The 21818-nt window shown below is 50.1% G+C and carries 21 protein-coding genes; 14 read left to right on the top strand and 7 right to left on the bottom strand.

The genetic code is table 11. From position 1 onward, the window contains the following. The first annotated feature begins 24 nt into the window (after positions 1-24). The 3 genes from H6F86_RS22330 to H6F86_RS22340 all read left to right on the top strand — a co-directional run bounded on the left by H6F86_RS22330 (position 25) and on the right by H6F86_RS22340 (position 4028). Positions 25-165 carry an AAA family ATPase gene (locus H6F86_RS22330; protein ID WP_242033630.1) on the top strand — a complete coding sequence of 47 codons (141 nt, stop codon included), beginning with the start codon at positions 25-27 and terminating at the stop codon, positions 163-165. Positions 166-273: 108 nt separating this feature from the next. Next, positions 274-1629, top strand: coding sequence for an inorganic phosphate transporter (locus H6F86_RS22335; protein WP_190451375.1), 1356 nt, complete (start codon positions 274-276; stop codon positions 1627-1629). A 476-nt stretch (positions 1630-2105) separates the two neighbouring features. Beyond that, complete coding sequence (locus tag H6F86_RS22340) at positions 2106-4028, top strand: DMT family transporter (RefSeq protein ID WP_199305420.1); 1923 nt, start codon at positions 2106-2108, stop codon at positions 4026-4028. A gap of 25 nt (positions 4029-4053) precedes the next feature. Here H6F86_RS22340 and H6F86_RS22345 read toward each other — a convergent pair whose 3' ends face one another. Then, complete coding sequence (locus tag H6F86_RS22345; RefSeq protein WP_190451377.1) at positions 4054-5583, bottom strand: glycosyltransferase family 39 protein; 1530 nt, start codon at positions 5581-5583, stop codon at positions 4054-4056. 610 nt (positions 5584-6193) lie between these two features. On the opposite strand from H6F86_RS22345, the gene H6F86_RS22350 reads away from it, so the two are divergent. The 5 genes from H6F86_RS22350 (at position 6194) to H6F86_RS22370 (ending at position 13541) form a co-directional block, all read left to right on the top strand. Continuing rightward, a complete protein-coding gene (locus H6F86_RS22350) occupies positions 6194-8026 on the top strand; it encodes an NAD(P)H-quinone oxidoreductase subunit F (protein ID WP_190451380.1) in 1833 nt (610 codons plus the stop codon). 93 nt (positions 8027-8119) lie between these two features. Beyond that, positions 8120-9625, top strand: a complete 1506-nt coding sequence (locus H6F86_RS22355; RefSeq protein ID WP_190451382.1) for an NADH-quinone oxidoreductase subunit M — start codon at positions 8120-8122, stop codon at positions 9623-9625. A gap of 121 nt (positions 9626-9746) precedes the next feature. Then, on the top strand, positions 9747-11039 hold the full coding sequence (locus H6F86_RS22360) for a CO2 hydration protein (protein WP_190451383.1): 1293 nt from the start codon (positions 9747-9749) through the stop codon (positions 11037-11039). A gap of 134 nt (positions 11040-11173) precedes the next feature. After that, on the top strand, positions 11174-11575 hold the full coding sequence (locus H6F86_RS22365; protein WP_190451385.1) for a fasciclin domain-containing protein: 402 nt from the start codon (positions 11174-11176) through the stop codon (positions 11573-11575). 616 nt (positions 11576-12191) lie between these two features. Next, positions 12192-13541 (top strand): LCP family protein, encoded by a 1350-nt coding sequence (locus tag H6F86_RS22370; RefSeq protein ID WP_242033631.1) that lies wholly within the window; start codon positions 12192-12194, stop codon positions 13539-13541. Between the two features lie 64 nt (positions 13542-13605). On the opposite strand, the gene H6F86_RS22375 is transcribed toward H6F86_RS22370, so the two are convergent. From H6F86_RS22375 to ndhC, 3 genes are read right to left on the bottom strand one after another with little or no spacing between them, the layout of a single operon-like run. After that, positions 13606-14112: an NAD(P)H-quinone oxidoreductase subunit J gene (locus H6F86_RS22375; protein ID WP_190451688.1), complete on the bottom strand. Its 507-nt coding sequence runs from the start codon at positions 14110-14112 to the stop codon at positions 13606-13608. Positions 14113-14167: 55 nt separating this feature from the next. Next, positions 14168-14854: a photosynthetic/respiratory NAD(P)H-quinone oxidoreductase subunit K gene (ndhK, locus tag H6F86_RS22380; RefSeq protein WP_206756078.1), complete on the bottom strand. Its 687-nt coding sequence runs from the start codon at positions 14852-14854 to the stop codon at positions 14168-14170. Positions 14855-14904: 50 nt separating this feature from the next. Continuing rightward, complete coding sequence (gene ndhC / locus H6F86_RS22385) at positions 14905-15267, bottom strand: photosynthetic/respiratory NAD(P)H-quinone oxidoreductase subunit C (RefSeq protein WP_106259002.1); 363 nt, start codon at positions 15265-15267, stop codon at positions 14905-14907. Positions 15268-15556: 289 nt separating this feature from the next. Between ndhC and H6F86_RS22390 the strand changes: the two genes are divergently transcribed. From H6F86_RS22390 to H6F86_RS22415, 6 genes are all read left to right on the top strand, one after another. After that, the gene (locus H6F86_RS22390; RefSeq protein ID WP_190451394.1) at positions 15557-15892 is read left to right on the top strand and encodes a rubredoxin; all 336 of its coding nucleotides are present in this window, start codon (positions 15557-15559) and stop codon (positions 15890-15892) included. A gap of 103 nt (positions 15893-15995) precedes the next feature. Continuing rightward, positions 15996-17030, top strand: a complete 1035-nt coding sequence (locus H6F86_RS22395; protein ID WP_190451396.1) for a photosynthesis system II assembly factor Ycf48 — start codon at positions 15996-15998, stop codon at positions 17028-17030. A 175-nt stretch (positions 17031-17205) separates the two neighbouring features. After that, positions 17206-17454, top strand: coding sequence for a cytochrome b559 subunit alpha (gene psbE / locus H6F86_RS22400; RefSeq protein WP_190451398.1), 249 nt, complete (start codon positions 17206-17208; stop codon positions 17452-17454). Between the two features lie 20 nt (positions 17455-17474). Continuing rightward, entirely contained in the window at positions 17475-17606 is a 132-nt protein-coding gene (psbF, locus tag H6F86_RS22405; protein ID WP_190451400.1) for a cytochrome b559 subunit beta, read from the top strand. Positions 17607-17632: 26 nt separating this feature from the next. Beyond that, positions 17633-17752, top strand: coding sequence for a photosystem II reaction center protein L (locus tag H6F86_RS22410; protein ID WP_347240956.1), 120 nt, complete (start codon positions 17633-17635; stop codon positions 17750-17752). A gap of 67 nt (positions 17753-17819) precedes the next feature. Next, on the top strand, positions 17820-17939 hold the full coding sequence (locus tag H6F86_RS22415; protein WP_190451404.1) for a photosystem II reaction center protein J: 120 nt from the start codon (positions 17820-17822) through the stop codon (positions 17937-17939). A 275-nt stretch (positions 17940-18214) separates the two neighbouring features. Here the strand turns inward: H6F86_RS22415 and H6F86_RS22420 are convergent, their stop codons facing one another. The 3 genes from H6F86_RS22420 to H6F86_RS22430 all read right to left on the bottom strand — a co-directional run bounded on the left by H6F86_RS22420 (position 18215) and on the right by H6F86_RS22430 (position 21759). Continuing rightward, positions 18215-18343, bottom strand: a complete 129-nt coding sequence (locus H6F86_RS22420; RefSeq protein ID WP_190451407.1) for a photosystem I reaction center subunit VIII — start codon at positions 18341-18343, stop codon at positions 18215-18217. A gap of 212 nt (positions 18344-18555) precedes the next feature. Continuing rightward, the gene (locus H6F86_RS32385; protein ID WP_242033632.1) at positions 18556-21138 is read right to left on the bottom strand and encodes a hypothetical protein; all 2583 of its coding nucleotides are present in this window, start codon (positions 21136-21138) and stop codon (positions 18556-18558) included. Between the two features lie 204 nt (positions 21139-21342). Beyond that, positions 21343-21759: a secondary thiamine-phosphate synthase enzyme YjbQ gene (locus H6F86_RS22430; protein WP_190451409.1), complete on the bottom strand. Its 417-nt coding sequence runs from the start codon at positions 21757-21759 to the stop codon at positions 21343-21345. Positions 21760-21818 lie beyond the last annotated feature (59 nt).

The following is a 21818-nucleotide window of genomic DNA, read 5'->3' on the forward strand; positions in this document are numbered from 1 at the left end:
ACGATTAATTTTTGAAGTGGGATCATGCTCAAGAAACTCATCTTGGAAAACTGGAAAAGTTTTCGTTACGCAGAACCTCCCATTGACCCACTTACTGTATTGATTGGCACTAATGCTAGTGGAAAATTAAAGGCGATCAAAGCTTTAGAGTTTCTTCGGCTTTGAGGTCGAGGCTTTCACAAGCGACAAGGGGTTGAAAGCGTACCAGTCAATCCTTCCACCAAGCGCGATTCCCAAGCGTAGAAGTCAAAGAAGCATTAAGAACGATCGCTCATGCTAATTTTTACCAGCCTGCTCGCGTTCTACCTTGCCTGGAACTTGGGAGCCAATGACGTTGCCAACTCAATGGGCACTTCCGTTGGCTCAAAGGCAGTCACGTTGCGACAAGCGTTGGTCATTGCAGGCATTCTAGAATTTGCGGGAGCAGTGTTGTTTGGGCGAGATGTATCGGCAACACTGGCAACGAAGATTGTGAATCCAGCGTTGTTCGCGCAGTCGCCACAGCTTTTGCTAGTGGGCATGGTATCTGTTTTGCTTACTTGCAGTCTATGGCTGAATCTTGCGACTTTAAAGGGGCTGCCTGTTTCTTCATCCCATGCAGTGGTCGGCGCGATCGCTGGGTTTGCTTGCGTTGCAATTGGTTCTCAAGCCGTCGATTGGCGATCGATTGGCATCATCTCACTCACTTGGGTTGTAACGCCTATTATCAGTGGCGCGATCGCAGCCCTCTTTTATAGCCAAATCAAACGCTGGATTCTTGACCAACCGGACGCGATCGCGCAGCTTAGAGAATGGATTCCCTGGTTGAGTGCTGCGTTACTCAGTGCCTTTGGTGTGATTGTTCTACCCACTGTTGTGGAAAAGTTCGCCGTCGCGTTACCGCTTCCATCCCATACGATCTCGCTAGCAATTGGGGCGATCGCGACAATCGGTCTAACCTTTTTAAGCTGGCAGCAGTTGGAGGAGCTAGGAGTAGAAGCGATAGGGGAAGCAGGGGAGCAGGAAAGTAAAGAGAACTCAACTCAAAACTTAGAACTCAAAATTACTCCTTCGGAGTCGCTTCGCGAACAAAACTCAAAACTCCCTTCCTCGACCTGCACTCCTCACCCGTTACTAACTGAATCCCTCTTTGCTCGCTTCCAACTGCTAAGCGCCTGCTTTGTTGCGTTTGCTCACGGGTCGAATGATGTAGGGAATGCCGTGGCTCCGCTGGCAGCGATCGTCTACATCGTTCAAACAGGTACAGTTCCTTTAGAGAACTTTCAGGTGCCGCTGTGGATTCTGGTGCTGGGAGGTGCAGGCATTGTTGCAGGGTTGGCGGTGTGGGGCAAGAAGGTAATTGCAACGATCGGGGAAGGTATTATTCCGCTCCAGCCTAGCGGCGGCTTCTGTGCCGAACTTGCCACAGCAACGACCATTTTGTTGGCATCGCGATTGGGTTTGCCCGTGTCAACCTCTCACGCGCTAGTGGGTGGAGTCGTAGGAATTGGTTTGGTACAGGGAATGAAGTCGATTCGGTTGCAGACCTTAAGCTCGATCGGGCTTGCCTGGGTCGTCACAGTTCCTGTTGCTGCTGGGCTAGGTGCACTCATCTTTAGCCTCAGCCGTTGGTTGCTGCCATTTCATTAAATTAAGCAGCGATCGTTCGGATTTGGGTCTATCCTTAATTGGATCTATGCTTAATCAGAGATCGCATCTCCGTTCAGCCACCTCTAGCGTTTAGCTGCGATCGCGTCCCTTATTCAAAAGACTGGACTTAACGCTGTGTTAAGTTACGCCTGGAACATATTCTCTGCAAGCTCGCTGAAAGGATTGATGGCAGTGCTAGTTGTCACCGAAAGCCCCTTTGATGGAAACAATCACTCAAGCGTTAAGCGTCAATGAGTCTGCCGACGATCGTTCTTGTTCATCCTTACAACACACATCCTCACCACGTTTAAATTTTTTCCTGTTTGAGTCATTGTTTTCCTCAATGGGGAGTACCGTGAGAACGAATGAATTGCAGATGCTTTAGGAGTTTGACAGTCAAAAGGGGCATTCTGATCATTAAGATGCTGATCGACAAGTACTCGCAGTTAGGATTGGCAGGTTAGAGGAAACCATTCATGGGGCAACTGGGCGATTCTCCAATGTCTGAAGGGCGCACGTCACAATCGAAACTATTTGATGACCAGTCAACAACTGAGGCGGAAAACGCTCGGGCAGTAAATACTGTTTTGCAAGCCGTTGCCCAGGATCTTATAGCGCTCCAGCAAGGGGTGATTGGTCAGCTTTCACGGGATGTTGCCCGCCTGCAAGCCGAAAAAACGCGGCTCTTAACAGACATTGATAAGCTGCAAGCCTACTATCAAACGCTGCAATCACGCCAACTAGAAGCGCTCTCGCAGCAGCAAATCGCACAGCAGCAGCTTTGGGCAAAGCAGTTAGCTCAGGTGTTAGCAAGCCATTTGCAAGCGCTGATGATCCAGCGGCTCAATCAGCTCGCCAGTACACCTCAGGCATCGACGGCTCCAGCAGCGGGCTTGCCTTTGACTGCTGTCAATGGTCATAGTGATCATGCTCAGCGTCTCTTAGCTTCTCTGGATGCTACTTTTAGCACGACCTTTAAGGCTTTACAGCAAGACCTCAACAGCTATCAAAGTTCGCTATCGCAGCAACTGAACCGCATGCAGGGGCTGGAGCAGCAAGGCGAGGCAATTTTAGAAGCGCTGATCGATCGCCTGCGTGAACAGCTTCAGGTGGAGGCTAGTCGCCCTCCTGCCGCACCGCCGCAGCCATACTATGGAAACGGCTACCCCAGAGAAAATGGCTACGCGAAAGAGGGACATTATGCCGCACCTGTGGCAAATGATGGCATAGCGCAAACTCAGCCGTCGTATGCACCAACGGTGCCACCAAGTCCAGCTTACCCAGCGCCTAGTCAGCAGTATGAGCCACCGAGCGCTCGCCCAATTCCATTAGAAGCACCGGGTGCACCGTTGCCACTGCCCGCTCGATCGAAAAAGGAACTTTCTAACTTTCAGCTAGGGTTGTTGCTGGTACTCCTATCGACAGCAGCACTGTCAATCCACAATGTGGTAGTGCGGATCATTGGCAGTGGAAGCTGGGAGCCGGTAGCGAAGGTATTCACGCTGCATCCAGCGAGGGTGCTTGGTCTGTTTGATTTGGGCGGTTTTCTTCAGCTCAATCTAGGCAATTCATTGCTCATTTTGTGGCTGCGGATGCTGGTAGTGCTGCCGCTGATGGTGCCTGTAGCCATGTTTTTGTACCCCCCTGTCTGGCGAGATCTGAAGAAGTTTTTGTCAGCGCCCGATCGCCGCCCGCTCTTTACCGTGATTGGCAGCGGCGTCTTTTTATTCTTATCTCAAGTATTTATTTACATGGCAATTGGCAAGATTGGTGCCGGTCCAGCAGTAACAATTTTGTTCATGTATCCCATTGTGACGGTCCCGTTGGCGTGGTTTCTGTTTGGCGATCGTCCAACGCGCCTACGTTGGATTGTGATGTTCACAATTTTGCTGGGCGTGATTTTTACCGCTCTACCTGGTCTGACATCAACAAGTGGCACTGTATCTGGTGGCGGTGCATTGACCGCGATCGCGTCTGGTATAGCGTTTGCGTTTTATTTAGTGTGTATGCAGCTTGGCTTCAAAAAGCTACATCCCATCCCAGTCACACTTATTCAGTTCTCAACTATTTTTGTGTTGTCAAGCGTTATCCTGACGTTGCCGCTGAACCTGGGCGTTCAAGTCGATAAGCCTGCTGGATTTTTGGTGGGGGGCATCATCTTGGGCGCTTTGACACTGGTTGGCTACTTAACCAATAATTTTGGTGTGCGCTATATGGGCGCGGCGCTAGCATCGATCGTGGCTTCTAGCGGTCCCGTTGTTACAGCCTTGCTGGCGTTTGTGTTGATCAACAACCCGCTACTAGGGATGCAGCTCTTTGGTATTTTTCTCGTGACGCTTGGTGTAGGTGCTCTTAGCTTTGAGCGGATGCGGAGCCAACGTCAGGCAGCGGTAAAGTAGCGAAGTAGTTGCTTGCACGGGTTGCCTAAGCCTTTGAGTCGGGAAGACGATCGCGCCGCCAAAACTGAATCAATCTGTAAACCTGCGTGAGTTGGTAAGTTTTACCCTGTTGCAGTTTCGATACGAGAGTATCGCTTGGTCGTAGCAGAAAAACCTGGTGTCTAATATCGGGCGGCTCCAGTGTTGCCGCTTCGGTCGCTAGCCGCAGCCTGACATGATCACTAAGGCGATGGCTAAGGGAAAGGAGATTGCCTACTGAGCGATCGCTGACATTATCGCTGAGGAGTAGGGGTTGCGGTGCCTGGTTTACCATACGCGAGATCGGTGGCAGATAAGCATTGTCATATTTATGCCACCAGCTTTCGGCTGACCAACTGCTGGCACCTGAGATGATACCAAGCGCTACCAGGACGATCGTCACTTGTTGCCACTGCTGCGATCGTTTATGAGGGTGGGACATTTTTGCTGCCAGCACATAAGCAACCGCAAGCTGAATGCCCAGGTTGTAAGGAATCAGATAGCGAGGCACCGTCGATCGCAAACCACCTAGCAATAAATCCAGCAGCATCAGCGTGAAAGCATTCGCCCCAGCCAACGTCAGGATAAAAAGCTTGACCCGTAGCGGCGCTTGCCGACAGAACGCGTACAGCGCATAGCCCAGCAGACCGATTAGGGGTGGAATGATGTAGGTGAAGGGATTGTACCAACCAAAATCGACATCCAGAAAGAGGCGGCTAGTATTGAAAGCGGTCTCCAAAAGCCGCAGAAAGGGATTCGTCTTCACAGTTGCCCAGCCGGTTGTGGCATGAATCTTAGCCGCCTGATTCAGCATGACCAGTAGCCAGGGCAAAAAAGCGAATAGCCCTGCCAGAGCAGCTAACAAGAAGGCGATCATCGCTTTGCTCAAACGCCATCCTTCCAGTACCGCAACGTAAAGTCCGTGCCCTAGCAACACCAGACCTGAAAGAGGAAAGGTGTAGAGCCCCAGCACAGTGACAACGGGATAGAGGTACCACCACAAACGCTTTTGCACCCGCATGGCTCGCAGCAACGTCGCACTAGAAAGTAGCGTCGTGACCGTCCATAGTACGAACTCCCTCGCCTCCTGAGCAAACAGGATATGGAAGGGAGAAACGGCAACCAGTGCGATCGCCAAGCCACTTATGAGCGCTGACTCAAACAACTCCAGGCACAGCCAGTAAAGGCTGGGCAATACCAACAACCCCAATAACGCAGACAAGCTCCTGATTGCTGTTACAGAACTGCCAAAGCACTGCATCCATCCTCTAGCTAGCAAATAATACAGTGGCGGGTGTTGTGAGTCTTCTACAACAAGCGACTGCACTGTATCCAGCCAGCTTTTTGCGGCATTAAGCTGCTGATAAAGTTGCAAATCAGCTTTTCCAATTTCATGCCCATCAAAAAGCTGTTGACGGACATCCGCTACTGTAAAGCCAGAAACTCTGAGAGAGGTAAACGCCTCATCGCGCCAATAGACCTTTTGGTCAAGGTGAGTACACCGAAAAAAGATGCCTAACGCCAGCACCATTGCCATGAGCCACTTTAACTGTGCTCGGGAGTTTTTCCAGTCTTGTATCAATTGACTTCACGCTACGAGAACGAAGGCGGCTCAATCGCCAAACAAAGCTGCCAAGAACACCGTAAATGAAAACGCTAGCAAACAACCAATATGGAGGCAAGCTGAAAGCTAAACCTGCGTCACCGAACGCTATTTTTTGAACAGATGGACAACACTATAAATGCGACTCTTTCTATAACCTGGCGTGTTAGGGAAACGGCAATAGCCAAGTAGCCTCTTCTTAATTTAGGTCTTTCCTGTCCCTTTCTCTAGCTATAGACAGAGCAGAGCTCGTTGATCGCGATACATAGACATAGATCTATGTACGACATAACAATCAACCCTTTTTAAGAATGTCTTAATGCCATATGATTTGGATGAGAGCAATCAAGACACGATGTGCGCTCAAATTGTCCTCATCCTTGCCTGTAGCTTGCGTTCCTTAGATTTAAAAGTCTTAGTGGGCGTTTTAGGACAGTTCAGCGCGTTAGTAAAGGTTGCTTCTAGAGCGTTCAGTTGGTTCAGCCAGCCGTAGCGAACGTTCCTCTCTCGTCGCTCAGTTTTTTTGAACACTTGAAGTCATTTTATGGACCTCCTCCTCCTCCAGAGTATCTGGTTGGTGCCTTGCTACGCCTTAGCTGGTGCTGCCCTATCTGTCCTTTGGTTTCCGTCGATCGCCCGTCGCACGGGACCACGCCCTGCCGGTTACACCAATGTGGTGATGACGTTTTTAGCCTTTCTACATTCGCTGATAGCGCTACCAGCAACGTGGCATCAGCCGCCACAGCAATTTTTCTTTCCCTGGCTTAATGTTGCCAATCTCGATTTAACGCTACCGCTGGAGGCATCGTCCCTCAACATTGGTGCGATGGTTCTAGTGACTGGCTTGAATTTGCTGGCGCAAATCTATGCCATTGGCTATATGGAGATGGACTGGGGCTGGGCACGGTTTTTCTCGCTGCTGGCACTATTTGAAGCGGGTTTATGTGCGCTGGCATTGTGCAATTCACTGTTCTTCAGCTACATTATCCTGGAGATTTTGACGCTGGGAACCTACTTGCTGGTGGGGGTATGGTTTAACCAGTCGCTAGTGGTGACGGGTGCACGTGATGCCTTTCTCACAAAGCGCGTAGGCGATTTGTTTCTGCTCATGGGTGTGGTAGCGCTGCTACCACTGGCAGGCACCTGGGATTTTACAGAGCTAGCTGTATGGGCACAGACGGCGGCGGTTGATCCAACTGTCATCACGCTGGTTGGGTTGGCGTTAATTGCGGGACCAATGGGCAAATGCGCTCAATTTCCGCTGCACCTCTGGCTCGATGAGGCGATGGAGGGTCCGCTACCCAGTACGATTTTGCGTAACTCAGTGGTGGTTGCAACGGGAGCCTGGGTGCTGATCAAGCTAGAACCTGTGCTGGCATTGTCACCCGTCGTTATGGCTACACTGGTTTGGATTGGTGGCATTACCGCTGTTGGTGGTTCGTTGATTGCGATCGCCCAAATTGACCTCAAGCGCACTCTGTCTTACTCAGTCAGTGCTTATATGGGGTTGGTGTTTATTGCAGTTGGCACGGGGCAAAGCGAGGCAGCGTTGCTGTTGGTGCTCACTCATGCTGTGGCGATCGCGCTGCTGGTCATGAGCCTTGGTGGGATTATCTGGAACAGCATTACGCAAGATATTACCCAACTAGGAGGACTTTGGTCGCGTCGTCCAGTCTCAGGTTTGGCATTTTTGGTTGGTACGGCTGGCTTGATTGCTTTGCCGCCCTTCGGCAGCTTTTGGGCATTGCTGAAACTGGCAGATGGGTTATGGGCAACGCAACCGTGGTTGGTTGGGTTGGTGCTGCTGGTGAATAGTCTCACAGCCTTTAGCCTCACACGGGTATTTAGCCGCATTTTTGGCGGACAGGCACACCCAATGGCACAGCGATCGCCCGAAATCTCCTGGACGATGGCACTGCCAATGATGGTGCTACTCGGTGTTGTGTTGCATACGCCACTCGTGCTGCAAGCCTTATCGTTACTACCAGTCTGGACAGATTTAAACAAAGACGTGGCATTGCTACTACTGTGGTCAAGTGTTTTTGGATGCAGTCTTGGTGCCGTTGTCTATTTAGGAAGTGCGGTGCCGAAACCAGTTCAATTTCCCTGGAAGCCCCTTCAAGACTTGCTTTCCTATGACTTCTACACGGCTCAGATCTACCGCATGAGCATTGTACTTGGGGTCGATCTCGTATCGCGGCTGACCTCCTGGTTCGATCGCTACCTGGTCGATGGGTTCATTAACTTCCTGGGCATTGCCACACTGTTTGGTGGTGAAGGTTTGAAGTACAGCACATCAGGTCGGGGACAGTCCTATGCATTAACGATTGTGGTCGGTGCCGTTCTGGTTGGCTGTCTCGTTATGTGGTCGTCGTAGGAGTCAGAAGAAGGGCTAAAAGTTTAGTCAGTAGTCGATAGCCGAAATCAACTTAAAACTCAAAACTCAAAACTTCTCACTCCTTACCCTCCTATGCTTAGTACTCTCATCTGGCTACCCGTTGCCGGTGCCATTCTCATCGGCTTTTGTCCCGAACAGCGATCGCGGTTAGTGGCGTTGGCGATCGCGAGCCTTAACCTTCTCTGGACAATCCTGGTGCTGACTCGGTTCGACATCGGCAATGCAGGGCTTCAAATGCAGGAAGCGCTTTCCTGGTTAGAGCCACTGGGCTTGACGTATCGGCTTGGGGTCGATGGGTTGTCGATACCGTTGCTGGCGCTCAATAGCTTGCTGATCTGGATTGTGATTTTCGGTAGCAGCCAGCAAATGGAGCGATCGCGCTTATTCTATGGGTTAGCTCTCCTGGTCGGTGGTGGCATTGCAGGCGCATTTTTGGCTCAGAATTTGCTCCTCTTTGTGCTGTTCTATGAAGTTGAATTGATTCCGCTTTACTTGATGATTGCCATTTGGGGTGGTTCCAAGCGCGACTACGCGGCGATGAAATTTCTCCTTTATACAGCCGTTTCAGGCGTGTTAATTTTGGTCGGCTTCTTGGGTTTAACCTGGCTCAGTGGAGCGCCGAGCTTTGACTACGCAGCGATCGATACGCAAGTTTTGCCGCTCAAAGCCCAGCTTATTCTGCTCACGATTCTGCTGATTGGCTTTGCAATCAAAACACCTTTGATTCCACTCCACACATGGTTGCCCGATGCCTATGTCGAAGCGTCACCGCCCGTCGCGATTCTGCTGGGTGGCATTCTGGCAAAGCTAGGAACCTACGGCATCATCCGGTTTGGTTTGCAGTTGTTTCCCGAAACCTGGGCGATCGTGGCACCGGGCTTGGCGATCGTAGGTGTAGTTACCGTGCTGTATGGCTCCTTGACCGCAATTTCTCAAAAAGATATGAAGCGGATGGTGGCGTATAGCTCGATCGGTCATATGGGCTACGTTCTGGTCGCCTGTGCCGCAGGTACCCCTCTAAGCCTGCTGGGAGCCGTTGGTCAAATGGTTAGCCACGGCTTAATTCTGGCAATCTTGTTCTACCTGGTTGGCATTATTGAAGCGAAAGTGGGCACCCGTGAATTGGCTAAACTCAATGGTCTGCTGAACCCCATTCGCGGCTTGCCTCTGACCAGCGCCCTGCTCATTCTTAGCGGAATGGCAAGTGCTGGTATTCCGGGTCTAGTCGGTTTTATAGCAGAATTCCTGGTTTTTCAGGGAAGCTTCCCAGTCTTCCCCATACCTACACTGCTTTGCATCATAGCCAGTGGTTTGACCGCCGTTTACTTTGTCATTCTGCTCAACCGCACCTGCTTTGGCAAATTAGACAACGCGACGGCATACTACCCCAACGTGACCTGGACAGAACAAACACCTGCTCTAGTGCTGGCAGCATTGATCTTTTTCTTAGGCGTGCAACCAACCTGGCTATTACGTTGGAGCGAACCGACAACGAAGGCGCTGGTCGCAACATTGCCCATCAGTAGCGATCAGCAAATAGCAATGGATAGCGAGCAGTTCATAGAGAGTAAGGAGTAGGGAGCGAGGAAAGGTTAAAGGCTAAAAGTTTGGTCGCCACGGCTTCTCCCCCATCACCCTGCATCCCCCATCCCCGCTGCTCCCCCTTCCTCCTCATCCCACAACTCAAAACTTTCCCATCATGACCACTGCAACCCTTACCAAAACTCTCCTTCCGCCCTCTCAGCATGAATTCGCTGACATTGTGCATCGCCTAGAAGCGGGTGGCGCAATGCTGCCAGATACGCCGGAGAACCTAATGCAAATCATCGGGTTGTACAAGGCGTATGCAGTGCCGATGGATTTCTATTGGCGCGATTTACTCTATATTGCGGAGCGGGAGTTTCTGAATCCACTGCCGTTTTTCAAGTACTTCCTTCCGAAAGAATATCTGGAGCTGCACAACCACTACGCGGGCGATGATGCTGATTTGCGGGTTTGGCGGGGGCAAGCGACAGCACATCCCGAACTGCTGGCGTTTATGGAGAAAGGGGAAACCATCAAAATGCCTCGGCTGCTCCATCACCTCTGGCATGATCGCATCAATATGGAGTTTGCCGAAGAATGTATGCGATCGATGCTCTGGCATCGGGGTATGGGCGGACAGTTCGATCCATATCTGGATAGCGAAGAATACAAGGCGAATGCCGATCGCGCGATTCGAGCATATTTCAAAGGCAATCCCGCTATGTTGGGCTTGTACAAACTGTTTCCCGATTTGTTCTTAGAACAGTGTCGGCAGATGTCGTACTACGCCAACTTGGGGCTGTTTTGGGAAGTGATGGCTCCCGTCTTTTTTGAAATGTCAGATCTCTACGACGAGGGCAAAATTACCAGCGTCCCAGAGGCAATGAATTTTTTGGTGAATGGCATCTTTGCGATCGCGGGTCGTCCCATTTACCACCACGTTTATATCCGGGGTGAGTGCTACGAAATTATTCCTAAGTCAAAAGGCTTTATGTGGCTCTACGAAGCAGCCTTACCCTATGTGGAAGCCGTGTTCTACCGTACCTCGCCGTTCCGAGGCACAAAGTCTTACAATGCCCAGGCAAAACAAGTGCCCGGCGAGCAGAAGGACTTTCACTTTGGCATTCTCTACGCTGATGTGTTTCCAGTCGGGACAGCAGGCATTCCGCCAACGCTGTTGATGCAGGATATGCTGCACTTTTTACCACCGTATCTGGTGGATTACTACCGCCAATACTGCCGTGGCGAAGACGATATGTTGATCCAGTTAGGAATCAGCTTCCAGCGATCGATGTACTGTGTCACCTCAGCCGTCATCCAGGCATTGCGAACTGCCCTTCTCTATCCCCTCGATGACCCCAACCCCAAGCATCTCCAGGCAAATCGAGCGTTCTTTGAAGCACAACTCGATCGCTTCAAACGTCCAGAGGCACGGCTACGCGACATTCAGCAGCAGACCTATCGATAGGAGAAGAGTAAGGGGAGAGGAGTTGGTTTAGCGGTCAGCGGTCAGCAGTCAGCGGTCAGCTCTTTAGCCTTTCCCCTTTCCCCTTTCCCCTCCAGCCTTTTCCACTCCCTACTCCCTACTCCCCACTCATCCCCATGCCCGACATCGTTGATATTGCCGTCAATGCTGGTTCTTTCAAAACGCTTGTCACAGCAGTACAGGCGGCTGGATTAGTCGATGTATTACGCAGCCCTGGTCCTTTTACCGTGTTTGCACCAAATGATGAGGCGTTTGCCAAACTGCCGCCCGGAACCGTGCAGACGTTGGTACAGAACATTCCTCAGCTTTCCCGCATCCTGACCTATCACGTGGTTTCGGGAAAATTGATGCAGGCTGACTTGCAAACTGTGGATTCGCTCACGTCGGTTGAAGGTTCACCTATTCGCATTAATACGACCGATGGGTTTGAAGTCAAAAATGCCACAGTGGTTGCTGCTGATATTGAAGCTGATAATGGCGTCATTCATGTCATTGATACGGTGATTTTAATGGGCTGATGTAGAGCACGATCGAGTCTCTTCAACACGATCGCTGCCATACTTCAACTGCTCACATTCAAAGAAACGGAGCGACATCAGCTCCATTGTTATTGCCACTAGCTGCTTCTCCTATTCGCCAACCTTAGTGCTTTGCGCTGGGGTTGGTTTTTATATATGGAACCTAGGCACCGAATCAAGGCTGTCTCTATCTTTTACTTGTGATATGGCAGTCGAAGAGAACGTTAGGACAGGCACAAACATGAAACTTCCTTGAAGCAAGGGCTTTTATTTATCCTTCATCCTTTTGCTATGAGCGTTTCTTTTTCCATTGCAGAAGTTTCGCATATGATTATTGAACTTTTGCAGCAGACTGCGGAAATTATTGCTACCATGCTGCTGCTAGGGGTGCGTAGAAAGCGGTAGACACCTGGCAGAGAGAGCGAACAGTTCAACTACTCACGTTTTAAAGTCCCTAAAGTGCCTTTTCAAAAAAGTGCGCTGCTCAAAACGGTTTAGTTCACTGTTGAAAAGTTGCCACCGTTTCAGCAGTCTTTATCGTTGTGTGGGGTAAAAGGAAGAAGTGAACGGTTCAAATCAGCGTCCTCTGCATTCAGTGAGGAAACCAAAGGCAGTTTTGAGGAAAATTCCAAAACAGAAGAAGCTGCGGTGGCTTTGGTTGGTGGCTGGGCTGGCGGGAGTGGCATTAGTATCAGCGACAGCAGGCGCAATTTTGGCAATGTCCTTTGCTAGCACTCCGTTAATGCAGCGTGAGTTGAGTCCAGAACAAGCGTCTGTTTTCTCAAAGGGCGATCGTATCTCGAAAAATAATCGCTTACAGTTGCCGGAGCTTACTCGCCCCGTCAATATTTTGGTATTGGGGCTTAAAGTGCTGACGAGCGACGTTCAGGAACCGCCGGAGCACCTTAAAAAATTACGTTACCACGCACTCGTCAACTCATTTGATGGCTTGACCGATACGATGCTCCTGCTCCGGTTCAATCCCGAAGCAAAAAAGTTAGTAGCACTTTCCATTCCAAGAGATACCCGTACCGAAATTCCAGGTTACGGTGTCGCCAAAATCAATGAAGCAAATGCAAACGGTGGTCCAGCGCTAAGTGCTAGAGCAACCAGTGAACTATTGGGAGGTGTAGGGGTCGATCGTTATGTGTCGATCAATGTCCAGGGTGTGCAGGCATTAGTTGATGCACTGGGCGGCGTAACGGTTTATGTACCCAAAGACATGAAGTATAAGGATGAAAGCCAACACCTTTACGTCAACCTTAAAGCAGGCAAACAGCATCTTAATGGTGATCAGGCACTGCAACTGTTGCGCTTTCGCTATGACGAATATGGCGACATTGGTCGCATTCAGCGGCAGCAATTAGTCATGCGTGCGCTGATAGAGCAAGCGCTGAGTCCAGCGACCCTGGCACGCTTGCCTCAAATCTTATCAACCATCCAAACCCATATTGATACTAATTTGAGCGTAGAAGAGTTGGTCGCGTTGGTTGGGTTTGCTGCTCGTACCAACCGCTCTCAAATGCAAATGCTCATGGTGCCAGGTAACTTTAGCCAGCCTAATGAGTACAACGGTGTCAGCTATTGGCTACCCAGTCCGCAGCGCATTCAAACGTTGATGGCACAGCATTTCAACTTTGGTACAGACTCAACCGCACCACTTGCCGACGCTGCAAGAATCGTCATCCAGGATAGTACGCGCCAGCTCAATGCAGCTCCGGCTGTCTCCAAAAAGCTAGAGCAAGCAGGCTATGGCAATGTCAGCGTGACAAAACCCAGCCGCGAACCGCTGCAAGTGACTCGTATTGTCGCGCAACAGGGTGACTTTGCAGGTGCTGAAGCAGTTCGTCGATCGCTTGGGTTTGGTGAAGTTCGCATCGAAAACACAGGTGAGCTTGATTCTGATGTCACGATCCAGATTGGTCAAGACTGGACACGCATACAGTCGCGATCGTCGCAGCAATAAGCACAAACAAAAATGAACCCTTGTTTAAACTGGGCTAAACAAGGGTTCTGGGAAGGTGCAGTCTTTAATAGGCATCCTGCAATTCGTAAAAATCAGGCGAAATATAATCTTTGCGAAGCGGCCAGCCCACCCAATCTTCTGGCATCAGAATGCGCTTCAGGTTTGGGTGCCCTTCATAGATAATGCCGTACATATCGTATGATTCACGCTCTTGCCAGTCTGCTGTTTTCCAGATCCAGTAAACAGATGGCACACGGGGATTTTCACGTGGCAAGAACACTTTAATACGCACTTCCTCTGGACGATCGGCGCGATCGCGCAGCTTGATGAGATGGTAAAAACTCACCAATTGATCGCCCGGACCCGCATCGTAAGCACCCTGACACTGCAAATAGTTGAAGCCATAGGCATACAGCGCCGTAGAAAAGGGAATCAAAAACTCTGGTTCCACCTTCAGCATCTCTACACCAGAGGCATCCGCACCCAGAGAATCGTGCTCAAAACCGTTTTGCGTGAGCCACTTTGAGATTGTCCCCACAGAATCAACGGCTGCGGTTTCAGCTGGGACAATTTCAGCGTTAGTATCTGCCTGCGGCGCAGTTTCAGAGGTTGGCTTGGATTCTTCTTCAGGCACGATCGAGACCCTCCTTTTCGGCTGCTTTGAGCGCTGGTGGTACTGGTAGCCCCATCGCTTCTGCCAGCTCTCTAGGCGGCATTTCGCGTGTACCTGACTGGATATACTGCCCTGTGAGAATCGGGTCTACCGCTTTCATCGTATGGGTAGTGCTGTAATAACGGTGGGTTTGCCGCAAGTCGCCACGTTCTTGAATCGACTCGTTTGCAATCTTCTTCCGCAGTTTAATGATGGCATCAATGATTGCCTCGGGTCGCGGTGGGCAACCGGGAAGATACACATCGACTGGAATCAGCTTGTCAACACCGCGTACAGCCGTTGGGGAATCGACGCTAAACATTCCACCCGTAATCGTACAAGCGCCCATAGCGATCACGTACTTAGGATCTGGCATCTGCTCATAAAGGCGTACTAACGCAGGAGCCATCTTCATAGTGATCGTTCCTGCGGTAATGATGAGGTCTGCTTGACGAGGACTCGAGCGTGGCACCAGACCAAAGCGGTCAAAGTCAAAGCGAGAGCCAATCAAGGCAGCAAATTCAATAAAGCAACACGCTGTGCCATAGAGCATCGGCCACAAACTAGACAGCCGCGCCCAATTGTAGAGGTCATCAACGGTTGTTAATACAACGTTTTCAGACAGATCATGAGTGACGTTCGGTCGCTCGATCGGATTCATAATCAACTCAGACTGCCCAACAACAGCGCCTTTTGCTGCCGTTCTCGGATCTAAGACCATTCCAGTGCTCCTTTACGCCAAGCGTAGACAAGACCAATGATGAGGATGCCAACAAAGATGAGCGCTTCAATAAAAGCCAACAAGCCCAACTGGTTGAACGCTACCGCCCACGGGTATAAAAACACAGTTTCTACATCAAAAATGACGTAAACCAACGCGAACATATAGTAACGAATGTTGAATTGAATCCAAGCGCCTCCGATCGGCTCCATACCGGATTCATAAGTCGTACGACGCTCTGGTCCACGACGACTGGGGCGAACCAGCTTGGAGGCTGTCAATGCGAGCAGCGGCACCAGGCTGCACACCAGCAAAAAGCCAAGCAGATACTCATAACCACTGAGGACAAACATAAATCACGACCCCTCAGGCTGTGTAAACAACGACGCTAGCGGTTTGTTACCTGCCTTCATATTATAGGGTTGGTGTCCATAAGATGTATCGAAAAGCCCCACCGAAGTCTATAGAGAACTAGGGGAGGAAGGTGAACTAGGGGAGGAAGGTTAGATCATTCTCAGTCGTCTTGACTTTTGTGATGTCAGGATGCACTGATTCCCAGTCATGTCATAATCATTTACAGAACTCTCAGAATTCTGTAACTTCGATTTCTCCTTGCCACCCTAACCCTTGAATGCGAAAGCAATGAGTACCGAAACGGCTGAACCAACGGCGTTAGACCGCTATGAATGTCAAGCGTGTGGCTACATCTATGAACCACTAAAGGGGGACGAGCGCCGTCAGGTTTCTGCAACCACTCCTTTTGAGGCAGTTCCGTCTAGCTGGCGTTGTCCTGTTTGTGGGGCACCAAAATCGCGGTTTTCAAATATTGGTGAGGTTGGCTCACCATCTGGGTTCAAAGAAAACCTGGGCTATGGGTTTGGGGTCAATACGCTGACACCTGGGCAAAAGAACATTTTGATCTTTGGTGCTCTGGCATTGGGCTTTCTCTTTTTTCTCAGCCTGTATGGGTTGCAGTGAAAAGGGAAGCGTTTCAGAGCAAGCCCAATAGGTACAGTCTCAACAGATTAGAAAAACCGCTTGATCGATATTGAGTAGAGATTTGAGTGCAATGCGTTTAGTTATGGCATTTTTGAGGCGGGCGATCGCCCAGCGATTTGTTTTAAGGCAGGCGGTTTTAGGTCGCATCGTTGGGCTGTTTGCGATCGCGATACTGTGTTCAAGCTGCGGTGGTTATCTACCATCCATTAGCGGCACTCCATGGCAGCAAGTTTCCGTCCCTACTGAAGCAAACTTGCTGGATTTGAGCTTTGTTGATGCCAAACATGGTTGGCTGACAGGCACTAGCTCGACATTGATGGAAACAACCGACGGTGGCAAGACCTGGGAACCTCGCACCCTGGAGTTAGATCAGGCATATCGCCTCAACTCGGTCAGCTTTTCGGGCGATGAGGGTTGGATTGCAGGACAACCCTCTCTTTTACTGCACACAACAGATGGTGGAAAATCCTGGTCCAGGGTGCCCCTCAGTGCAAAGCTACCTGGCTCTCCAAATACAGTTCTGGCGCTCGGTGCTAAGGCGGCAGAGATGACGACGGACATTGGAGCCATTTATCGCACGGCTGATGGTGGTAAAAACTGGAAGGCAATGGTTGAAACAGCCGTTGGTGTTATTCGTAACATTTCGCGTGCGCCTGATGGTAAGTATGTTGCTGTCTCTTCGCGCGGAAACTTTTATTCACTCTGGCAACCGGGTCAAGCCATTTGGGAGCCGCACGATCGCAACAGTTCTCGACGGCTTCAGAGCATGGGCTTTACACCTGATGGACGGCTCTGGATGATTGCACGAGGCGGGCAGATTCAGTTTCAAGCTCCTGATGCCCCTGATGAGTGGGAGAAACCAATCAGCCCAGAATTTTCTACCAGTTGGGGACTACTAGACCTTGCTTTCCGCACTCCTAATGAGATTTGGGTTTCGGGGGGGAGTGGTAATCTTTTACGGAGCGTTGACAGCGGCGAGACGTGGGAGAAGGATCGATCGATCGAAAACGTTCCATCTAACCTGTACAAAATCCTGTTTCTCAGTGCCGATCGGGGTTTTATCATCGGTCAAAAGGGAACGTTGCTTCGATATAGCCCCTCAGAAGCGACAGCATGATTGGCAGGCTAATTATGGGTTAGCAGTAGCGCTAAGTTACAGCCTTTAGCCGCTCATATTTGGACTCTTTAACTGTTTTCTGGCTCAATCTTGCAAAGTTGCTTGTGAGTGGTTCAGTGGTTTCGTATGATGAAGAGAAAGTAAGCGTTTTATGATCATTACTGGAGGAATCTAAATGGCTGGTACTACTGGAGAGCGCCCTTTTGGCGACATTATTACAAGTGTTCGTTATTGGGTGATTCATAGCATCACCATTCCAGCGTTGTTTATTGCTGGTTGGCTGTTTGTACAAACAGGTTTAGCTTACGATGCGTTTGGCACACCGCGTCCAAACGAGTACTACCCCACACAAGTGCAATCAGCACCCATCATCAAAGATCGGTTTGATGCAAAACAAGAGATCGAAGAATTTCTCGCTAAATAGTTTAAGGATTGCTCACAGTTATGACTAGCAGAACAAACGAACCCGTTACGTATCCTATTTTTACAGTGCGCTGGTTAGCTGTACATACGCTGGCTGTGCCTTCTGTTTTCTTCTTGGGCGCGATCGCTGCGATGCAGTTTACACAACGATAGACACAACAAGGGGCAATATCATGGCAATTAGAGGTAACACGAATCCAAACAAGCAGCCAGTTGAGTTAAACCGTACTTCGCTTTATCTGGGCTTGCTGATGATTTTTACACTTGGCATTCTTTTTTCTAGCTACTTCTTCAACTAGCTGCTCCTTGGTTTGGAGCAACGCTTTGCATCAGTTTGTTGAGTTTTCTTCTTAAGAGGTTAGTGTCGTGTCTAGTTCTGGAAAAATTCCTTTGTGGATTGTGGCAACAGTGGCGGGGACGGGTATTCTTGTTGTCCTTGGTATTTTCTTTTATGGTGCTTACGCTGGTCTTGGTTCCTCTCTCTAGGGACAGGGCTTGGTGCAGGTTTTGACTTAAGGCTTTAAGGTTCTGCCTCTTTTGCTAGACCTGCTGCTGCTAGACAATGAGCGCTTTGAGTTTCAAAAAGCTGCCCTACAAAAAATGCCTGTCCAGTTGATTGGACAGGCATTTTTCGTACAAATGTAAAGCATGGCTGCTGTAAGTCAATGACTACATAGGGCACAGCATAGCCATGCCCTACGCTAAGGTGTGTCCAATTTTCAATTAAATTGGTACGAGTTTAAACCTGAACCAAGAGTCTCTTAGATACCGCTTGCGTCTTCACGCTCAATATAGAGAAAGAGAAGACCAAACACGACGGCAGGCAGCAGCCAGGTGACTACTGGAATGAGAATCCAGGGCAAAAAAGAAGCAGCGTATGAACCTGTCATAACAAGTTTCCTATCTAGATTTAGATGGTTCCAGAACTGACTTTACTGCGAAAGAGGAACAAGTTTTGCACTTCTAACCATTCTTAACAAGCGAGGGTATACGGTTCATCACTTGCATCTGTTAAGAATTCTGGACAGTTAAAAAGCTTCTCACTTAACCCTAAGCAAATTCCAGAGTGTTCACTGTACGTTTAGCCTATTTTGACCCGCTACTATTCGTTAAAATCTTCCAGCGAGACGCTGGGCAGATCTGGTGGTACTACCAGACGATCGACCGTGACTTTATGACTTTCGCGTTGGGTATGCATCTCAACCGCGATCGCCTCTAAGCGAATTTCGACACTGCCGAACGGTACGGTCAAGGGGGTCATTGCTTCAAGATCGCCCAAGCCATTAGGTAGAAAATCGACCAGCCAACGAGGACCATCCAGCAATGAACGGGTCTGGCGATCAGTGACCCAAAGCTTAACGTAAATTCTAGGCAACAGGTTGGGCAGCTTAACGCGGATATTGATCGGCTTGCCAGAGACTAATTCTCCAGTGACAACTTCTAACGTTGGCGTTGGCACAGACTCCTCTGCTGGCAGAATGAGTGGGTTGGGCTGTTGGTCTGTCGTAGGTTGCATCGGTGGCATCGTCGGCTGGAGGTTGCTGCGACGGCGCTCATTTGGCAGTGGCTCATCATCAACAACGATTTCGTCCGTTAGCGATCGAGCTTCAGCAACTGCTGGCACAGTTATGGCGTTCGGCGACAGGCTACCGGGTGCCAGGTTGGCTTTAAGCAGTGCAGACAGCTCAGTATCAGAAGCAAGGGATGTAAGCCGCGTTAAAAATCGATCTTGAAGCTTGAGCGATTGAAACGCCATGTGAGTAGGTGACGGCAGATCTAGCGTTTTGTCAGTGCTGTTAATGTCGGCACGATCGGGTGCCTCAATAGGAGCTTCTTCCGCTGGTAGCGCATCATTTTTGGCGCTGTCTAAAGCTTCAGGGGTAGCTTCATGCTCGTCTGCAAGAATTGGAGCAGTTTCGGGCACGTCAACAGCATTTGTTTCAGCGGCTGTTACGCTTGCGTCGGAGGTGGAGGGGGTTGGTGTAATAGTCTCAGCCGTCGGTGCTTGCGGTTCTGAAGGCTGATTGGCAAGCTTAAAGGCAGGCAAATCGAGCGGTCTAGCATTTGCTTGCTCTGGGGTGGGTCGGTAAAGCTGAGGCGGTAGGGGCTGACCTGCTAGCGAGGGAAAACGTGGCGATCGCTCGTCTGTCGGTTCAATGACAGCCAAATCTAAGAAAGATAAATCTAAGGGTGGGGATGCTTGCTCTTTTAACCGGGAAGACAGTTCCAGCGGTAGATCAATTCGCTCTTCATCGTCAATTTCAGTCGTCAGTGCTTCATGTAGTTTTGCCAGTTCGCCCACCAGTGCAGTAGGGTCAACGGTAATGGAAAACGCCTGGGTAAGTAGCACGATCGATGCTTCTGGTTGATCTGGCAGCGCACCACACAACAGCACCTCTCCCAACACCAAATGCGTTGCAAACGTATCGGGCAGCGAGAATGTGAACGTAAAGGGCAATGGGTAGCTAGCAGAAGGGAGCATCTGGCGATCGCTAACTAAAACCTGAAGGCTCTGAGGATCGCGCAAACAAAGCTGTAAGACTTGCGCGGTTGCACCAGCAAAGGTAGGCGAGGCTTCACTAGCCCACGGATCAACAACTGCAGCTAAATCATCTGGTTCCGCAACTGGCACGGAGGAGCGTGTTTCAGCCGGTGATAGCTGGATAGCTGACTGCGGCACGATCGCCACCTGTCCAGACACGGTGATTTCTTCTCCTCGCGTTGCCACAAAAGTTGATTCATCAAGCGTTAGCGAAAAAGCTTCGCCAGCTGCGAGTGTGTACTGCGTTGGTGTATATGTTGGTAAGGACTGTGATGCCACATCATCCGACTGAGAAGACGGCACAGAGTCGCTGGTCCAAGTAGCCGCGGAGTTTGATACAGGAGTAGTAACATCTTCACCGTTGTAAAGCGTACTCTCTCCCGCATGAGCAGGCTCTACAGGATTAGCAACGTCTATAGATGAGGAGGTAGACGTGAGCGTGGCGAGATCAAAGTCCTGAAGCACATCATCAACCAACTGCTCAGAGAGTTGCTCGGCAATCTGAAACAGCCGCTCCATCGAAGCACCAAGAATTTCAGATACTTCTGGTGGCAGCGGTACCTGGCGATCGTTTGTTGCGGACAATGGGTTAATAGCGGACTCCGATTGTAGAGACGACGCGATCGCTGGTTCCACTAGAGCATCGTCGGTGAGATCAGTAGAGGCTACAGGAACGTTCTCTGCTGTAACATTGCCTATTTGCGTCTTTGCATCACCAACAGCAGAGGGCATAGTGACCGTTGTTAGAGCAGCAGGGGATGTCCAATCAGGATCCCAATCTTCTTCCACATCGTGTGCTACTACTTGCAGCGTTACAGCATGTGTTTGAGCGCCTGCCATTAAGTCGGTCAGCAGATCTTTAGGAGAACATTGCAACTCCCACAAACCTGGCTCAAGGCGAGTGAAAGGGATGACTACCGTTAAACCCTCCTGGTTGGTTTGGCACAAGCGTTTTTGCACGCGCCGTGTTGGAGGTACTGCTTCTGTAGCAATATGTACGATGCGAGTTTCGATCGCCGCGTTGATATGACTGGAACGAGCCACAATGCGATAGCGTCCCTCCAGGATCTCAACGTCGGGTGAATCCAGAGGAAGCCAGGAGCGATCGCCCTCTTTCTGCAACAAAAATTCCCAGTGTTCCATCTCACACCCGCGCCAAAGCTCTGCTAAACTCAACCACCGCCCAAACCATCTCTATAAAACGCTAGCTCTAGCGTTTGGGAGTTATTCTACTCCCGTTTAAATCTTTAGACGATACCTAAATATAGTGGACTGATCCAAAACTTTCACATCCTAGTTAAAACTGGTTTTTAATCTCTTCTCTATGACCAGCCCATAAGTCTCTGCTTAACCGCCGATCAGGTGAATAACTAATTCACGGGTCTGACCATGCTGACGATGCTCCCATAGGTAAATGCCTTGCCAGATGCCCAGAACCAGACGACCGTTAGCGATCGGAATTTGCTCTGATGTCTTGGTTAGCGCTGTACGAATATGAGCAGGCATATCGTCGGGTCCTTCGGTGCTATGGATGTAGTTTTCCCACTCTGGCACCAGTTTGGCAAAGAAATTTTCTAAGTCTTTTAAGACATCAGGGTCAGCGTTTTCTTGAATTAACAAGCTAGCCGATGTGTGACGAAGAAAAAGGGTGCAAAGCCCGGTTTGAATTTGCGATTCAGCAACGATCGCCTGTATTTTCTGAGTCACTCTGCAAAGTGATTTGCCCGTCGTTTGAAGCTTGAGTACCTGCTGGTGTTGGCGCATGGGAGGTAAGAAGTAAGGAGGGTAGCTTGCTTCCGCTTCGCCTTAGGGTGAAGGGATTC

The sequence above is a fragment of the Phormidium sp. FACHB-592 genome, from assembly GCF_014695795.1.
GTDB lineage: Bacteria > Cyanobacteriota > Cyanobacteriia > Leptolyngbyales > Leptolyngbyaceae > Stenomitos.

Excerpts from the sequence above, each read along its gene's own strand:
- H6F86_RS22330 (WP_242033630.1), top strand. The coding sequence starts at position 25 with ATGCTCAAGAAACTCATCTTGGAAAACTGGAAAAGTTTTCGTTACGCA.
- H6F86_RS22335 (WP_190451375.1), top strand. The coding sequence starts at position 274 with ATGCTAATTTTTACCAGCCTGCTCGCGTTCTACCTTGCCTGGAACTTG.
- H6F86_RS22340 (WP_199305420.1), top strand. The coding sequence starts at position 2,106 with ATGGGGCAACTGGGCGATTCTCCAATGTCTGAAGGGCGCACGTCACAA.
- H6F86_RS22345 (WP_190451377.1), bottom strand. The coding sequence starts at position 5,583 with ATGGCAATGGTGCTGGCGTTAGGCATCTTTTTTCGGTGTACTCACCTT.
- H6F86_RS22350 (WP_190451380.1), top strand. The coding sequence starts at position 6,194 with ATGGACCTCCTCCTCCTCCAGAGTATCTGGTTGGTGCCTTGCTACGCC.
- H6F86_RS22355 (WP_190451382.1), top strand. The coding sequence starts at position 8,120 with ATGCTTAGTACTCTCATCTGGCTACCCGTTGCCGGTGCCATTCTCATC.
- H6F86_RS22360 (WP_190451383.1), top strand. The coding sequence starts at position 9,747 with ATGACCACTGCAACCCTTACCAAAACTCTCCTTCCGCCCTCTCAGCAT.
- H6F86_RS22365 (WP_190451385.1), top strand. The coding sequence starts at position 11,174 with ATGCCCGACATCGTTGATATTGCCGTCAATGCTGGTTCTTTCAAAACG.
- ndhK (WP_206756078.1), bottom strand. The coding sequence starts at position 14,854 with ATGAATCCGATCGAGCGACCGAACGTCACTCATGATCTGTCTGAAAAC.
- ndhC (WP_106259002.1), bottom strand. The coding sequence starts at position 15,267 with ATGTTTGTCCTCAGTGGTTATGAGTATCTGCTTGGCTTTTTGCTGGTG.
- H6F86_RS22390 (WP_190451394.1), top strand. The coding sequence starts at position 15,557 with ATGAGTACCGAAACGGCTGAACCAACGGCGTTAGACCGCTATGAATGT.
- H6F86_RS22395 (WP_190451396.1), top strand. The coding sequence starts at position 15,996 with ATGGCATTTTTGAGGCGGGCGATCGCCCAGCGATTTGTTTTAAGGCAG.
- psbE (WP_190451398.1), top strand. The coding sequence starts at position 17,206 with ATGGCTGGTACTACTGGAGAGCGCCCTTTTGGCGACATTATTACAAGT.
- psbF (WP_190451400.1), top strand. The coding sequence starts at position 17,475 with ATGACTAGCAGAACAAACGAACCCGTTACGTATCCTATTTTTACAGTG.
- H6F86_RS22420 (WP_190451407.1), bottom strand. The coding sequence starts at position 18,343 with ATGACAGGTTCATACGCTGCTTCTTTTTTGCCCTGGATTCTCATTCCA.
- H6F86_RS32385 (WP_242033632.1), bottom strand. The coding sequence starts at position 21,138 with ATGGAACACTGGGAATTTTTGTTGCAGAAAGAGGGCGATCGCTCCTGG.
- H6F86_RS22430 (WP_190451409.1), bottom strand. The coding sequence starts at position 21,759 with ATGCGCCAACACCAGCAGGTACTCAAGCTTCAAACGACGGGCAAATCA.